The organism is Culturomica sp. (genome assembly GCF_003524185.1).
Taxonomy (GTDB): Bacteria; Bacteroidota; Bacteroidia; order Bacteroidales; family Marinifilaceae; genus Culturomica; species Culturomica massiliensis.
Genome location: NZ_DOED01000023.1, coordinates 31,478 through 47,819, shown reverse-complemented (window position 1 = coordinate 47,819; position 16,342 = coordinate 31,478). Strand labels below are relative to the sequence as shown.

Below are 16,342 nucleotides of genomic sequence, written 5' to 3'. Positions count from 1 at the left end.
GGACGATTTAATTGTAGATTTACAATTTTAGATTAAATGAATCTGCCAACCGCCAGCTTGTTAAATAATTTAAAATTTACGTAAACGATCAATTCAACAGTTACCGCAAATTTTATTCAGTACCGCAATATGAATATCCTATATTTTGCAGACTCGGATATCACAATTAACAAGGGAGGAGTTAACCGGGTAACTCATTTTCTATCCAGAGAATTTATGAACATGCCCGGTTGGAAATGTTACCTGGCTTATCTCAACGAAAGCAAAGTGTTACCGGTAAGTGAATTTAACGGGAAAATACACGTCTCCGCCGATAAAGCAAACGAACAAATCAAGGAATTCATTGAAACCCGGCAAATCACGCAAATCATTGTCAATCTGACCACTAAAAAAAATATCTATTTTTCGCTCCCGATTCTTTATGCATTAAAATCAGAATTTCCCAACCTGCATATCATTTTTTGTTATCACACCTATCCGGGATGTGAGCTTTTTGGCATTCCCCCCGGGATCGGCTTACGACGCCTGCTTCACCTACCGGACCGGATGAACACCCTAAAGTCTATAATACAGTATATCGTCGGTAAAACACCGTTCAGCGGCATATCGAAAGCCTGCATACGACACAAATACCGCTTTATATACGATCATTGTGACCGCCTTGTCCTTTTATCTCCTCATTATATTCCCCGTTATGCCGAACTGGCGGATATTAAAGGTGCCAACCACATCATTGCCATTCCCAACCCATTGTCGCTGCCTGAAATTCTCTCCCCGGATCAACTAATCCGGAAACACAAAGAAGTACTGATCGTCGCACGCCTTACAGAGCCGGTCAAACGCCTCTCATTGGCCCTTAAAATCTGGCAGATCATTGAAAAAACAGAATCATACAACGACTGGAAATTGGTTATCTTAGGGAATGGTGAAGACGAGCTATATTATAAAACTCTGGCCCATAAGCTGGGTTTAAAAAATATTTCGTTCGAAGGCAGAAAGGAACCTTTGGAATACTACCGCCGCGCATCCATTTTTATGATGACTTCCCTTTATGAAGGTTGGGGACTGACCTTAGTCGAAGCACAGCAAATGGGGGTAGTCCCGATTGCTTTTGAATCTTACGAAGCTCTACAGGACATGATCCGGAATCACGACAACGGCATCCTGATTCCCGACCGGCATATCCACGAATATGCCGCCCAATTAAAAGAACTTATGACAGACTTCTGCAAACGGGAGGAAATAGCCGTAAATGCTTTAGCCAGTTGCCGGCAATTCAGCATCGGTCACATTATTCAAAAGTGGTGCCGTTTATTTAGTAATCTCTAAAAGTCCGGTATCCGGATTTGGAAATGACGATTCAAATAAATATCTTTTTTATATATATATTTGTCGGCACAATATATAAACAAAAAGATATCCTTATAAAATGCATACGCCTAAAATCAGTGTTATTATACCGGTTTATAATGCAGGTATCTATCTTCCCGAAAGAATAGAATCCATATTAAATCAAACGTTAAAGGATATTGAAATTATCATCGTACTGGACTGTCCGACGGACGGAAGCGATAAAGTAGCAGAATCCTATTCCCGGAAAGATGAACGGATCAAGCTGATTTATAACCCTGCCAATTTACACATCGGACTCAGCCGGAATCAAGGCTTGAAAGCAGCCACCGGAGAATACATCAGCCTGGTGGACCACGACGACTATTGTACTCCGGATATGTACGAAAAAATGTACTCCAAAGCACAGCAAAACCAGGCTGACATCGTTGTCAGCAATTTTTACGGTATAACAAGCACAGGAAAAACCCAGCGTTTCGGTTTCCCTCAAAACTATTCCGACGAAGTATTTCAAAAAGAATCATTCGCATTTTTAATCAGCGGCCCCTGTAATCACAATCCGGCCTGCTCCATTACATCGAATTTCAGTGTCTGGACACAACTCTTCAAACGACAATTTCTCGAAAAGCATCACATCGTTTTTCAGGATAACCGGGAAATAACGTTCGAAGATCGCTTGTTTTTGATAGAGACTTATTTCTTCGCACAAAAGGTAAATGTCATTCACGAAGCTTTCACCTATCATCGCTATCACCAGAGTAATTCCGGCTCAAATTACAGTTACAGATCCATCGAACTGATCACCAATTACCTGATGTACGTCCACGACTTCTTAAACAGGCAGCATATTTTGAAAAAAGAGTACATCCATTTTGCAGACAACATTCTCCTCTCACTGTACTCGGGTTTCCGCAATGAAGTGAAACACAAATCGCTGTTCAAAGCCTTACGGACTTTAACACCCATTCGCAAAAACCCGGCCTTCCAGCAGGCTCTCCGGTATCTGTACAAAAAAGAGAACCTGAAATACCTGAAAAAATACCCGGTAACCAAACTCTCATTCTTACTGCTGATAACACTATTCGGAAAAAAGACAGATTAATTTTTGATTTACGATTTATGATTTACGATTTACGATTCTTCTTTGAGGGTGGGGAGGATTACGGATATTATCTAAAATCATAAACCTACAATTTTAAATCCAGATTAATCCGACGCCAAATCCCTTGGTCAACCAATCTAAAATCTACAATTTAAAATTTAAAATCTACAATTTATACGTAGCATGCAACAGCCCTTTCCGGAAATCATAGGGTGGTTGTGCCTGGTAGCCCTCTGTTAAAAACAGCATATATCCCTGTGAAAAAGCGATTGTGTAATTGAAGCATTCCAATTTTGCAGACAGACGTTCAGGATCTCCTTTTTTGTGATAAGTACACACCAACAAATCAGAAATACGTCCCTCCTTCAAAAAAGCTGCCGCACCTTCCAGAACAGCAACTTCCGCACCCTCCACATCCAATTTCAAGATGTGGGGAACACTTTTATCTCTGAAAAAATCGTCCAATCGGACTGTATCGGACGAAGTCGTATCCGAAACGAAACGATTGACAATATGCACTTTATCCTTCCAGGGCTCAAAAGTGGCCTCCAAAGCCTCGATCCATCCGGCATCACATTCGAACAAATACAACTCCTTAACCCGGTCCACAATCTTCAATCCGAAATTCCCTTCCGCCACACCGATATCGGCAACGACACTATTTTCGGAAAGAGTCAGCCCATCGAAAAAATAATAATGCGGAGAATGCAAATCCTGCTCCTCTTCCAGAGAACGATAAGTCCGGACGGCTTCCTTACGGCTCATTCCTCTTTTGAAATACAATTTCTTTCCTTCCGGGGTATATACAAACCACAAATCCTTTTCCCGGTCCCGCAACACATTATACCCTCTGAAATTATACAAATGCACGAACGGATCATTAAAAACACCGACCAAATTCCAGCGAAGAAATTTCCGGATTCTTTCTGCCTCACCGACAGGCATATTCAAATCTCTACCCTGTTCCAGAAATAATCTCACACGTTGTGTCAACAAATACCTCGGACTACGCATGATTCTTTGCTTATTGTATTTACAAAAGCTCAACCATTTTCCTTTTATCTTTCTCAAACATTGACACGCCATTACTTCTCGTTTTTATTTCCAAAAAAATGAAACACATATTTATCCGCCAATGCACAAAACTCTGCGGATATTTTAAAATAATAAGTCAGGAAAAACCAAACGGAAACGATAATGACCGTCCGATACACTCCGTCTGCATAAGGATTACCGGCATACGGCAGCAACTCATTCAATCCCCACAAAAACAGAATCAAGCCTATCTGCTTAAAGATACCTGCCGAATAGGGATTCCCTTTTATTTTTTTCAAAACAATCCATTGCTGAAATGAATAACTCAACAAACAAGTAATCAAAGTTGCCATAGCAGCTCCGTTTATACCAAAATGAGGGATCAATAAATAATTAAAACCGATCGTCAGGGCTGTCAGGAAAAAAGTAAAATACAACCCCCAGTAATAATAACGCGAAAATGAAATCAATGAACCTCCGAAACTCAATGTCAAACTCACCAGACGGGACATTGCCAGAAAAAAAACGACCCATTTACCCGCCCGGTAAACCTCTCCGTTCGGAATAACGGAAAAAATAGTATCGATATTGATCCAAATCAGTAAAAACAACGTACTTCCGGCGATAAACTGATGCAAAGCCACTTTTTTATACAATAGGTTCGCTTCATTCAGATGCCCGTCTTTCAATGCGGAAGCAGCTAAAGGAGAAGCGATAGCCGTAATCGAACGCGCCGGAATTTCAATCACCGTCGCCATATAAAAAGAAATGGTATATATACCGGCGTAATTCAATCCCAATTCTGAACTCACCATAAAAAGATCCAATTGACCTATTATATTCCCACTTAAGGCAGCCGCCACCAGAAACAACGTGTATTTGCCGATCTTAACCAATAAATCCCTGTCAATGTATGTCGTATCGTGCTTCAAAGAAACAGAAGCAATACGGGAAACATAAACGAGACTTGCTACCATAGCCATGCCGTAAGCCAGGACAACACCGGTTACCAAACCGTTCAAATTCAAAAATTGAAAAGCATAGAGCAAATACACAGTCAGTAAAACGACACGTACTCCGATTTCCCGGATAAATTTAGGAACGACGATACGCAATAAAACATTGGCGTAAGTTTCCAAAACCGCCCAAAACACCAGAAAAATAACCAAAGGAATAATCCAATTGTAATAATCCACCAGTAGGGCAGATTTACTCTCGAAAAACTCAATCACCGGTGCTTTAAGAAGCCAAAACAGCGTAACAAATATCAAAGAACCGATGCAGGGCATAAGCATCAGATAAAAGAAAAAACCATTGTGATTTTTCTCCGGATTTTTGAAATAAGGGAAAAAACGCATCGCAGAAGCCGATGTCCCCAATTGCGCAAACCCTGCCACAAGAGCCGCAACCTCATAAATGACCTTCGTCAAGCCTATTTCTTCCGGTTTCAAAAAACGTGTCATGACAAACACTGTCGTTACAAACCCCAAAAAAGCCCCGACATAATTTACAATAGTCGCTTTTATACTCTGTCGGATAACAATACCCATAAGTTATCTCTTATTGCATCAAATCAGGTGTAGTTTCAACCCATTTATAGATTTTATCTCCTCTCCGGACTTTTTCCGGTACCGGCATCGAAAAAAGAATACCCTTTTTAACCTTCTCCACAGGCTGCAAATCGACCCGGATTTCCGGCACCCTCATTTCAATAACACCCGTCGTCTCCCCGACAATCAATACTTCATCTCCTACAGAAAGATCGAAAGATTCCAGCTTAAATTCCCCGACCTGAAGATTCGAAAAATAGTTCGTCACCTTGCCCAATGCTATCTTCTTCCGAGTCGCTTTCGAACCGTACACTTCACTCCACTCTCCCAAACGCTGTCCCAGGTAATAACCGTCCCAAAAGCCCCGGTTAAACACAGTCGCTAACCGTTGTTTCCAAATTTCAATTTTTTCAGCAGAATACGTACGATCCAAAATGGCTTTTAAAGCCTCATCGTAACAACGACAGACAGTCAATACATATTCAGCGGGACGGGCACGTCCTTCCAATTTAAACACCCTCACTCCGGCATCGATCATCTTATTCAGAAAACCGATCGTACAAAGATCTTTGGGAGACATGATATATTCGTTTTCAATATCCAGTTCGACCTCACCTTCCCGGTCCTTTACCGTATAGGCCCGCCGGCAGATCTGAAAGCAGGCTCCCCGGTTAGCCGACGCATTTTTTTCATGTAAACTAAGATAGCATTTCCCCGACACAGCCATACACAAAGCTCCGTGGGCAAACATTTCAATACGTATCAATTCTCCTTTCGGTCCACGTAATTGCTCTTCCTGTATCCGGCGGTAAATATCAGCCACCTGATTCATATCCATTTCCCTGGCCAATACCATCACATCCGCGTATTGGGCATAAAAACGTACCGTCTCGTAATTCGTAATATTACACTGCGTACTGATATGTATCTCAACTCCCCGGGAATGTGCATACAGAATAGCAGCCAAATCAGATGCAATAATGGCGGATACCCCGGCTTCTTTCGCACAATCGATCACCTCATGCATCTTCTGTAACTCATTGTTGTAAATAATGGTATTTACAGTCAAATAAGTCTTTACTCCTTTTTCCTCACAAATCCCCACTATATTTCTAAGATCGTCCAAAGTAAAATTAGCCGACGAACGGGCCCGCATATTTAAACCCTCCACGCCGAAATACACCGAATCCGCTCCCCCTTGCAAGGCCGCCGACAAAGATTCGTAAGACCCGACCGGTGCCATTATTTCAAAATCTTTTCTCTCCATACCGTAAATCAATTCATTTCCTGTTTTATCCTTCCCTTAAACCCAAAGAATTAAAACCTCCAATGCATCTTTAACTATTTCAAATTACATATTTCAGAACCCTGATTATTTTACTGACCTACAAAGGTATACTTTAATCGGTAATAAAAAAACAACTTCAAATTTTGAACCTGTACTTCCTATTTATCAATCCGGCAAATACAACTATAATAATGTATCTGTTTTATCATTATCAATGGAAAAAATTAGACAACAACAATTCGTTTTATTCAAATTCCGATTTTAAACGACTATTTTTTACTAAATTAGACTCGCTAAAAAGCATTGTAAGTTTTAACCTTAACACAAAATAGCTTTCTTTGGAGGCGTCGGTCCCGCCAAAAATCAGTCCAAACAATAAAACTATTTCTGAAAACGGACAACACAAGTTCATTGATATGCTGAAAACAAACACCTTAACCCAAGTCGTCAAAGGTCAGGGAAAATAAAAGAACGAAAGGTCGACTGCAAACAATCCTAAAAACAAAACACACACAACCAATAAATATCTATATATCATATATATACCACAAACCACTTAACGGATTTTAATAGAACTGGAGTAGAATTGAAATCATTATCACATTTTATTCTTTAATATTCCTGATTTGATTTTAATAGAACTGGAGTAGAATTGAAATCAGATAGCTGTGGGGATTTTATTCAGGTCAATTTGTTTTTTAATAGAACTAAATAGAATTTCCGTCCGTTTTTATAGACAGCCGGAGAAAATCCATACCCGGGAATCCATTTTCCGGTCTGACGATTTTTAAACAAATACTAAAAAATACACAATCCGGGAAATCTGTATATTTTTGATTATCGAATCATTAGCGTTAGTATTTCTTTTATTTTTGTATCCTCATTGAGTCGAAACGACAAAAGCTGTAAGTAAAACACATCGGTCTGGCAACTCCAGGCTCAAACAAAAATAAATAACGACAGCAGCCGGAGGATTGATGTATAAAAACATATCCCGGTAAACTTTCGGCCAGATTTATCGGTACAATAATGTTATAATTTAATTTGTTTATCCATGACTGAAAGTAAAAGCCCTTCGTTTATACAATCCCTGCTTCCCGTGCTGATTTTGATTGTTCTGCTATTTCTTAATGTAAAATACTTTGAAGATCCGATCGGTGGAGCCAACCAGATTGCCTTGTTTATTGCAGCTATAATAGGAGGACTGATCGGATGGCACAATAAAGTGAAATGGGAAAACATGCAACGCAAAATCGTTCAGACCATTCATTCGGCTATGACATCTATTCTGATCCTGCTGCTGATCGGGGCATTAAGCGGCGCCTGGATGATCAGTGGAGTGATCCCGATGATGATATATTATGGCGTCGATATTATGCATCCTTCCTACTTTCTATTGGCAACAGTCATCCTATGCAGCATTGTTTCTCTGGCAACGGGAAGTTCCTGGTCTACGATTGCAACCGTCGGGGTCGCCATCATCGGTATCGGGAATGCTTTCGGGCTCAATCCGGGACTAGTTGCCGGAGCGATCATATCCGGCGCATATTTCGGAGACAAAATGTCTCCGCTTTCCGACACCACCAACCTGGCTCCGGCAATCGCCGGTACCGATCTGTTCACGCACATCCGCTATATGATCTACACGACCGGTCCTACTATGATTCTGACCCTCGTTATTTTTGCCGTCATCGGCCTCTTTCATTGGAGCGACAACACAACCGTCAGCACAGAATTTATTAAGGAAGGAATAGCTCAAACCTTCCACATTTCGCCTTTCCTGCTTATCGTTCCCCTGGCTTTAATCATCATCATCATCAAAAAAGTACCCCCCATTCCGGCAATGATCTGTGGAACGACATTCGGCATACTCTTTGCCCTTCTGTTTCAAGGCGAACTACTGAACCAACTGATCACGGCGGAAGGATTAGAAAACAAATATCAACTATTGACCCAATCGGTATTTCAGGGAGTCTCGTTAACGACAGGAGTCACCGAAGTAGACAACCTCCTGACGACAAACGGGATGGCAGGCATGCTGAACACCGTATGGCTGATTATGGCAGCCCTTACATTCGGAGGAGTTATGGAAGCCTGCGGTTTTTTGAAAAAAGTAACCCAAACCTTCCTTCTATTCATTACCAACCAAACTTCACTGGTCGGTACAACTATCGGCACGTGCATATTTTTCAATATCACGGCCTGTGACCAATATCTGGCTATTGTCATTCCCGGAAAAATGCTTCAAAAATCTTATCAGGAAAAAAAGCTGAAACCCGAAGTACTCAGCCGGGCCCTCGAAGATTCGGCTACCATGACTTCGGTGCTCGTTCCCTGGAATAGTTGCGGAGCAACACACTCCAAAGTATTGGGAGTCGCCACGCTGGAATACCTCCCTTTTTGTTTTTTCAACCTGATTTCTCCGCTCATGAATATCTTTATCACCGCTATCAATTATAAAATCCGGAAATTAAAATAAAGAAGGTCAGTAAAGATTAACATCCCTAATACCGGGACGAAAAGTGGAAAATAGAGCCTGGAAATAAAAAAAAACTAAGGAATTAGTTTTGTAACTAAAAAATTAGTTATATATTTGTCCTATAAATAAGGGAGAAAATGAAAGAACTGACAAAAGCTGAAGAACAAATCATGCAAGTGCTATGGGAACTGAACCGGGCATTCGTAAAAGAAATTGTAGACAAGCTACCGGAACCCAAACCGGCTTATAACACGGTTTCAACAATCGTGCGCATATTACAGGACAAAGGGTTCGTAAGTCACGAAAGTTTTGGCAAAAGCCATTGTTACTATCCTTTAATGGATAAAGAAACATATACCCGTAAATTTCTCCGGCATTTTATTGGCAATTATTTCAATAATTCATTTCCGCAAATGGTATCTTTTTTTGCCCGCCAGGAAAAAATCGACATTCGGGAACTGGAAGAAATTCTCAAACAACTGAAAGCCAACCAAAACTAAAACGATATGTTATTTTTGACCTACATATTGAAATCCGCAACCATTTTAGGAATAATGCTTTTGTATTATCAAATGGTATTGAAAAAACAAACTTTTTTCAACCTCAACCGGATTTATTTGTTGGGATCAGTCATTTTTGCGGTTTGCATACCCTTTATACAAATTACTTTAACGGTGAACGAAAACGTTTCCCCACTTCCGGTATTACCGGCAAACTTCTTACAGGAAATCGAAACCGCCTCCCAACCGGAGCATATCCAGGCCCATGGCAATAGTCTTTACGACTATCTAAAATACATCTATTGGGCGGGCGTATTTTTATTCGGTTTACATTATCTGTCTTTTTGGAATAAATTATTCTGGTTAAGCCACGAACACCCGCATAAAAAATTCAGAGGCTTGTATTTTATATTATTACAAAACAAAAACCATTCAACCTTCTCAGTATTCAACCGTCTTTATATAAACACCCAAGGACTTGACAAAGAAAACAAACACAAGATATTCGAACACGAAAAGATTCATATCCGGCAATTACACAGTCTGGACCTTCATCTTCTCAGTATCCTTTGTATTTTCAATTGGTTCAATCCTCTCATCTGGATATTCAAAAAGGCTATAGTCCAAAACCATGAATATATAGCAGATCGGCAAGTTGTCAGGAGATTTCAAACCGGTAGTTATCTTCGGCTGCTCGTCAATCAGACACTGAAAGGAGACCTTTCTTTCAGCAATGGTTTTTCATGTTCAAATCTTAAAAAACGTATGATTATGATGACACAAAAACAAACACCCAGGTATAGGATATGGTATTACATTCCTGCTTTTATTCTTAGCGGAGTATTATTCCTATCTTTCAGTTGCATCGTTACCGGTAAACCGGCAATTGCCAAACCGGCAGAATTTTTTTCCGAAACAATTAAAACTCTGGCTGTCCAATCCCAGGATACGGCAAAATCAGAAGTTTTCCAAGTGGTAGAAGAGATGCCTCAATTCAGCGAAGGCAGCCCCACAGCATGGATAAACAAACATATTAAATACCCGGTCGAAGCTATCGAAAAAGGTATCGGTGGTAAAGTTTATGTCAGCTTTATTATCACCAAAACCGGAAAAATCAGGGATGCGAAAATAGCCAAAGGTGCTAATCCGCTATTGGATGCAGAAGCGCTTCGGGTAATCAGATCTATGCCAGCGTGGACTCCCGGAAAGCAAAAAGGACAAGCGGTAGATGTCCAGTATACATTACCAATCAATTTTGGAATAAGCAAACCGGCAGCACCCAAGCAGCAAACGGATACACCGGCTCCGAAAGCGGATGACATTTTTCAGGTAGTAGAAACAATGCCCCGGTTTAACGGCAATCAAAAAGCATGGTTGCAGGAAAACCTCCGGATTCCGGCAGGAGTAGATGTAAAAGCGCCAGTCAGAACTTACGTGCAATACGTTATTTTTGAAGACGGAACAATCCACAATGCAAAAATTTCCAAAAGCAGCGGCAATACGGCTCTTGATAACGAAGCTTTACGGGTCATCAACGCCATGCCGGCATGGACACCCGGAAAACAAAGGGGACAAGCTGTAAAAGTAGCTTATACGCTTCCAATCGTATTCGAGCCGACAACAGCAAAATAAGTCAACATATAAATTGCAGATTTTTGATTTACGAATTTTTAATTATACGCACAAATCAATCCCATCTTTGGGGGAAAATCAAAAATTAATGCAGGTTCAGGTATTTTTATCCGAATAATATAATACCGTATAATTATCCACAGCACTTACGATTGCAAAGTGCTGTGGATTTTTTAAATCCTGAAAAATTTTTCTACCTTTGTTTTATCCGATATTCGATACTGTTTTATTTAACTGTTACAGATGTAATTTATTTAAAGGCAGTGACAATATAGAGGAGGTCCGTTTAAATCATTCAAAAAATAAAATATGAACGAGGAAGTAAAATTATTTATGGACGATGCTAAAGAGCAAATGCAAAATGCCCTGACCCATCTCGAAAATGAACTGGCAAAAATCAGAGCCGGGAGAGCCAATCCTAAAATTTTAAACGATGTACTGGTAGATTACTACGGTACACCGACCCCGTTATCTCAGGTGGCCAATATCACAGCTCCCGATCCCCGTACAATTGCAGTACAGCCGTGGGAAAAAAATATGCTGGCCCCCATTCAAAAAGCAATCATGAACGCCAACTTAGGTTTCAATCCGGACAACAACGGAGAAATCATCCGCATTAACGTACCGCCTTTGACAGAAGAACGCAGAAAAGAATTGGTGAAACAAGCAAAAGGCATAGGAGAAACAGCAAAGATCAGTATCCGGAATGCACGCCGCGATGCAATCGATGAATTCAAAAAACTGGTCAAGGAAGGCCTGCCGGAAGATGTAGCCAAAGATGCCGAAACCGAAGCTCAGAAAATGACAGATACCTTCAGCAAAAAAATAGAAGACATGCTGATCGCCAAAGAAAAAGATATTATGACGATATAAGAAAAGCCGCATTTGCGGCTTTCTTTATATCAATGCATTGGCTCTTTCCAAATCCTCGGGCGTATCGATACCGATAGATTCGTGATCGGTGATACGAACAGCTATTTGATAGCCGTTTTCCAACCACCTCAATTGCTCCAACGACTCTGCTTTTTCCAATCTGCCTTGAGACAAGGCCGTAATCTCTTTCAGTACTTCCGGACGATAAGCATACATCCCGATATGTTTATAAAAAACCGCTGTTTTTATCCATTCTTCCTGATCGACACCTCTGCAAAAAGGCATCGGAGAACGGGAAAAATAAAGAGCTTGTCCCAAAGCGGAAAAAACCACTTTTACTTTATTCGGATCAAAAACATCCGCATTACACTCGAACCTTTTAGCCAAAGTTGCAATTTGAACCACCGGATTTTCAAAACAGGCAGCCAAAGCACGAATCTGTTCCGGAATTATAAAAGGCTCGTCCCCCTGAATATTCACGACGACATCGTATTCTTCCTGCCGTAAAGCCATCACATTACAATAAGCCTCATAACACCTGTCCGTACCGCTGCAATGTGTCGCAGCCGTCATGACGGCTTTTCCTCCGAATGCCACGACCCGGTCATAAATCCGCCGATCATCCGTAGCCACATAAACACAATCGGAAACAGCAACGGCCTTTTCCACCACATGCTGTATCACCGGTTTTCCGCCGATTTCCGCTAACGGCTTGCCGGGGAAACGGGTAGAAGCATAACGCGCCGGAATAAGAATCAATACTCGCATCCGGAACCTATTTAATGACTTCCTTTGTTTCCTTCGGTTCCTTCTTGATCATCTGGCAATTTCCATTGAAGAATACCCCCTGATCTATCGACAACACCGAAGACACGATATTTCCGATCACCTTGGCCGGAGCTTTTAAAGAAACCGTATTACTGGCTGTTATATTGCCGAGTATCACTCCCATCACATCGACATTTACACAGTCGATATCCCCTTCAATCTTGGCCGTATTTCCGACAACAAGCCGTCCTGAAGTGACAATCTTACCTTTGATGATGCCATCTATCCGGATATCATTCTTTGTTTTTATATCTCCGACAATAACAGTTCCTTCACACAACAAATTGACAGCATTACTATTCGTTTCTTTGCCCATACGCTTATTTATTTATTTTATCTTGCAATCTTAATCCTTTCTCTATCACTGACGATGTATACAACTTCAGACAGGAGGTAATCAGATGCCCCTTTATTACGGCATGTTCTTCTAAAAAAGCTTTATGTACAACCTCCACATTTCCTTTTATCACACCGCTGATATATAAATTATCACAATACACATCTCCGTCAACTTCTGCACCCTCCGCAAGTACCAAATCCGATTTACAATGGATATCGCCCGCTACCCGTCCCTCCAGATAAATACTGTTCTCCGAGCGGATATTCCCATTTACCACAGTATCTTTCAATACCCGTGACCCTTTATTATTTACATCCCAATTATAAGACTCCATATTCACATGTAAAATCAAAGACGAATATAGATAAAAATGTTGGTCGAGCCAAATAAAAAACTGGTGACATCCTTCCGGATATCACCAGTTTTCCCCTTGGAATCACATTCCTACTATTTCGTATCGTATGCCCATTTTAAATAAACAGATCCCCATGTAAAACCGGCCCCAAAAGCCGAAAGAATCAGATTATCTCCTTTGTGCAATTGTTTTTCCCATTCATAAAGGCAAAGCGGAATTGTCGCAGAAGTGGTATTCCCGTACCTTTGAATATTGATCATCACTTTAGAGGGATCGAGTCCCATCCGATGACCTGTCGCATCGATAATTCGCAGATTAGCCTGGTGAGGCACCAACCAAGCGACATCTTCTGCCTTCAGATTATTTCTTTCCATAATCTCAACGGATACGTCCGCCATCTTGGATACCGCATGTTTAAATACATATTGCCCATCCTGAATGATATAATGTTCGCGGTTCGTTACTGTCTCTAATGAAGGCGGATTTAAAGAGCCGCCGGATTTCATATATAAATGAGACCGTCCACTTCCGTCAGAACGTAAAATATGATCGATCACACCCAAATTCTCCGTCGTCGGTTCAAGCAAAACAGCGGCAGATGCATCCCCAAACAACGGACAGGTTTTCCGATCCGTATAATCGGTAATAACAGACATTTTTTCTGCTCCGACAAAAACAACCTTTTTATAGCGACCGCTCTCCACATATTGTGTAGCCGTCACCAATCCGTATATAAATCCGGAACAACCGGCATTCAAATCAAATCCGAAAGCATTTCGGATTCCGACCATGTCTGCGATAATCTGGGCGTTAGCCGGAAAATGCATATCCGGAGTAACTGTCGCACAAATCAATAAATCCACCTCATCCGGACTTGTTCCTGTCTTTTTCAACAAATTTTCTACGGCCCGGGCTCCCAGATAAGCACTTCCTTTGTCTTTATCCTTCAGGATATGCCGTTCTTTGATACCGACTCTGGTCATAATCCATTCGTCAGTAGTATCTACCATCCGACTCAATTCCTCATTATTCAGAATATAATCGGGAATATAGGCTCCAACTCCTGTTATTATTGCTTTTGGTCTTTCCATAACATGTATTTAATATACTTTGATTTATTTCTTCCCTGGCTTTTGTTCGAAAATTCCGGTCATCTGACAACAATTTCCGACATAAAAAGTCAGAAGTACACTAACGGGATTTAAATAAACAGGCATAGCCCCCTATACTATAGGAGGCTGTGTATGATAAGAACAATCCCGTATAGTATAAATCAGGCAACTACTGTTTTCTCAATAGCTAATTTTCCCCTGTAATATCCACATTCAGGACATACGGTATGATACTGTACAGCAGCACCACAATTAGAACACTTTGCAATTGCCTTCACGGTAAGTGCATCGTGAGTTCTTCTTTTATTCCTTCTCTGCTTAGAGATTTTGTGTTTAGGATGTGCCATTTCTCTTTACTTTATTTAGTTATTAATTAATTTTTTCAATTCATCCCATCTGGGATCTGTAGGTTTATCTTTTTCTTCCTTTAAATACTTACCCAACATTTCCTCCATCTCACCGTCACACTCACCGTCTTCATGCACAACCCGAATCGGATAATTCAACATATAGACCTCATACAAGCAAGTGCTCAAATCCAGGAAGTCATCTTCCGGTGCCAAAACGATAAAATCGTCATCATTTCCGGACTCCCGCTCACTCTGTTTTACATACATCTCCATTTCTCCCTCCACCTTCAAATCCAATTCTCCCAGACAACGATCGCATGCCGATTTTACAGAGCCGTCAATTTTTATTCTTACTTCCATAAGTAACGAACTCTTCAAAATCTCGACCCTGGCATTCACAGCACCCTGGGTTCCTTTTGTCGCATCAAAACAATTAAAAAAATTGTCATCCAAAACAAAATCGAACACGTGACGTCCCTCTCCCAAACCCCGGTGAGCTATTTTATATTCTGCCAGTCTGTCCACAATTCTAGAAGTAAAACGGCGCAAAGATAGAACAAAAAGTAAAAAGTAAAAAACAAACAATGAAAAAAATGATTAATGCCAGACGATTTACCTCCGTTTCCTTTAGCAACTTAAATCCGCAGAACAACAACAGAGCTTATTTCCGGCCAAGTTCCGGATTCAAAAAACTGACGTTTTAATTTTAGATTTCAGATTGACGATTTTCGATTATACCCACAGTCCTTCCTTGCAAAATGAAGAATCGTAAATCAAAAATAAACGGATGATTTATCACCGGGCGGCATCCGGAAGGCAATGAACCGCCCGGTTCCCGGAAGCATCGGCTACGATTCTTAAGGACCAAATCCTTTGATTATAAGAATATTTTATATACCTTTGTCCTTCATTTTGAAGTGGTCTGTGCTTTAAACTGTAAGGCTGAACCTTAGCCATTTACCTTACAGGCACATTCTGGGATAAAGGATTTATCAGTCTGCCCGGCTGTCGCGTTTCCCTTAATCCAAAGAACTGCAAGCACTTATCTTTTCAAAATACAAACAGATGTTTAATATTAAATTAAAAACAAGTGGATCAAATTAGTTACAAAACGACTTACGTCAACAAAGCCACGGTAAAAAAAGAATGGCTCTTGATTGACGCAGAAAACGAAGTTTTGGGACGTCTTGCCGCTAAAGTTGCGAAACTCCTGAGAGGCAAATACAAACCGTCCTACACTCCTCATGTAGACTGCGGTGATAACATCGTTATCATCAATGCCGAAAAAATCGTGTTAACCGGAAATAAGTTAACCGAAAAACAGTATACCCGTCACACCGGTTATCCGGGTGGACAGAGACACACCAATCCGGCCGCCGTATTAGCGACACATCCGGAAAGAGTTATCGAACATGCTGTTAAAGGAATGCTTCCCAAAAGCCGTCTTGGAAGAGCCGTGCTGAAAAACCTTTTTGTATATGCCGGTTCAGAGCACAAACAAGAGGCTCAACAACCGAAAAAAATCGATTTAAATTTATTTAAATAATA

At 40.8% G+C, this 16,342-nt stretch carries 16 protein-coding genes; 7 read left to right on the top strand and 9 right to left on the bottom strand.

The features are described 5' to 3' along the window. Positions 1–129 precede the first annotated feature (129 nt). The gene (locus DD657_RS08120) at positions 130–1,329 is read left to right on the top strand and encodes a glycosyltransferase (protein ID WP_287049517.1); all 1,200 of its coding nucleotides are present in this window, start codon (positions 130–132) and stop codon (positions 1,327–1,329) included. Between the two features lie 100 nt (positions 1,330–1,429). After that, positions 1,430–2,452 carry a glycosyltransferase family 2 protein gene (locus tag DD657_RS08115; RefSeq protein WP_287049515.1) on the top strand — a complete coding sequence of 341 codons (1,023 nt, stop codon included), beginning with the start codon at positions 1,430–1,432 and terminating at the stop codon, positions 2,450–2,452. Between the two features lie 165 nt (positions 2,453–2,617). On the opposite strand, the gene DD657_RS08110 is transcribed toward DD657_RS08115, so the two are convergent. The 3 genes from DD657_RS08110 to DD657_RS08100 are packed head-to-tail and all read right to left on the bottom strand — an operon-like array spanning position 2,618 to position 6,304. After that, a complete protein-coding gene (locus tag DD657_RS08110) occupies positions 2,618–3,538 on the bottom strand; it encodes an FkbM family methyltransferase (protein WP_068691523.1) in 921 nt (306 codons plus the stop codon). After that, on the bottom strand, positions 3,538–5,037 hold the full coding sequence (locus DD657_RS08105; RefSeq protein ID WP_287049512.1) for a lipopolysaccharide biosynthesis protein: 1,500 nt from the start codon (positions 5,035–5,037) through the stop codon (positions 3,538–3,540). The genes DD657_RS08110 and DD657_RS08105 overlap by 1 nt, the downstream gene beginning before the upstream one ends. Positions 5,038–5,047: 10 nt before the next feature. Next, on the bottom strand, positions 5,048–6,304 hold the full coding sequence (locus DD657_RS08100) for a peptidase U32 family protein (RefSeq protein ID WP_068691521.1): 1,257 nt from the start codon (positions 6,302–6,304) through the stop codon (positions 5,048–5,050). A gap of 1,075 nt (positions 6,305–7,379) precedes the next feature. Here DD657_RS08100 and nhaC point away from each other — a divergent pair. The 4 genes from nhaC (at position 7,380) to frr (ending at position 11,809) form a co-directional block, all read left to right on the top strand. Continuing rightward, the gene (gene nhaC / locus DD657_RS08095) at positions 7,380–8,804 is read left to right on the top strand and encodes a Na+/H+ antiporter NhaC (RefSeq protein ID WP_068691519.1); all 1,425 of its coding nucleotides are present in this window, start codon (positions 7,380–7,382) and stop codon (positions 8,802–8,804) included. Between the two features lie 137 nt (positions 8,805–8,941). Then, positions 8,942–9,304 carry a BlaI/MecI/CopY family transcriptional regulator gene (locus DD657_RS08090; protein ID WP_021987891.1) on the top strand — a complete coding sequence of 121 codons (363 nt, stop codon included), beginning with the start codon at positions 8,942–8,944 and terminating at the stop codon, positions 9,302–9,304. A 6-nt stretch (positions 9,305–9,310) separates the two neighbouring features. Beyond that, entirely contained in the window at positions 9,311–10,936 is a 1,626-nt protein-coding gene (locus DD657_RS08085; protein ID WP_021987890.1) for a M56 family metallopeptidase, read from the top strand. Positions 10,937–11,245: 309 nt separating this feature from the next. Next, on the top strand, positions 11,246–11,809 hold the full coding sequence (gene frr / locus DD657_RS08080) for a ribosome recycling factor (protein WP_021987889.1): 564 nt from the start codon (positions 11,246–11,248) through the stop codon (positions 11,807–11,809). Between the two features lie 24 nt (positions 11,810–11,833). Here frr and kdsB read toward each other — a convergent pair whose 3' ends face one another. The 6 genes from kdsB to DD657_RS08050 form a co-directional block, all read right to left on the bottom strand. Beyond that, positions 11,834–12,577 (bottom strand): 3-deoxy-manno-octulosonate cytidylyltransferase, encoded by a 744-nt coding sequence (kdsB, locus tag DD657_RS08075; protein WP_287049509.1) that lies wholly within the window; start codon positions 12,575–12,577, stop codon positions 11,834–11,836. Positions 12,578–12,584: 7 nt separating this feature from the next. Then, a complete protein-coding gene (locus DD657_RS08070) occupies positions 12,585–12,953 on the bottom strand; it encodes a bactofilin family protein (RefSeq protein WP_021987887.1) in 369 nt (122 codons plus the stop codon). 4 nt (positions 12,954–12,957) lie between these two features. Then, positions 12,958–13,311 carry a bactofilin family protein gene (locus DD657_RS08065; protein WP_287049506.1) on the bottom strand — a complete coding sequence of 118 codons (354 nt, stop codon included), beginning with the start codon at positions 13,309–13,311 and terminating at the stop codon, positions 12,958–12,960. Positions 13,312–13,424: 113 nt separating this feature from the next. Then, entirely contained in the window at positions 13,425–14,423 is a 999-nt protein-coding gene (locus tag DD657_RS08060) for a beta-ketoacyl-ACP synthase III (protein WP_273133006.1), read from the bottom strand. 182 nt (positions 14,424–14,605) lie between these two features. Beyond that, positions 14,606–14,791: a 50S ribosomal protein L32 gene (gene rpmF, locus DD657_RS08055; RefSeq protein WP_021987884.1), complete on the bottom strand. Its 186-nt coding sequence runs from the start codon at positions 14,789–14,791 to the stop codon at positions 14,606–14,608. Positions 14,792–14,806: 15 nt separating this feature from the next. Continuing rightward, on the bottom strand, positions 14,807–15,319 hold the full coding sequence (locus DD657_RS08050) for a YceD family protein (RefSeq protein WP_068692365.1): 513 nt from the start codon (positions 15,317–15,319) through the stop codon (positions 14,807–14,809). A gap of 565 nt (positions 15,320–15,884) precedes the next feature. On the opposite strand from DD657_RS08050, the gene rplM reads away from it, so the two are divergent. Beyond that, on the top strand, positions 15,885–16,340 hold the full coding sequence (gene rplM / locus DD657_RS08045; protein WP_021987882.1) for a 50S ribosomal protein L13: 456 nt from the start codon (positions 15,885–15,887) through the stop codon (positions 16,338–16,340). Positions 16,341–16,342: the final 2 nt, after the last annotated feature.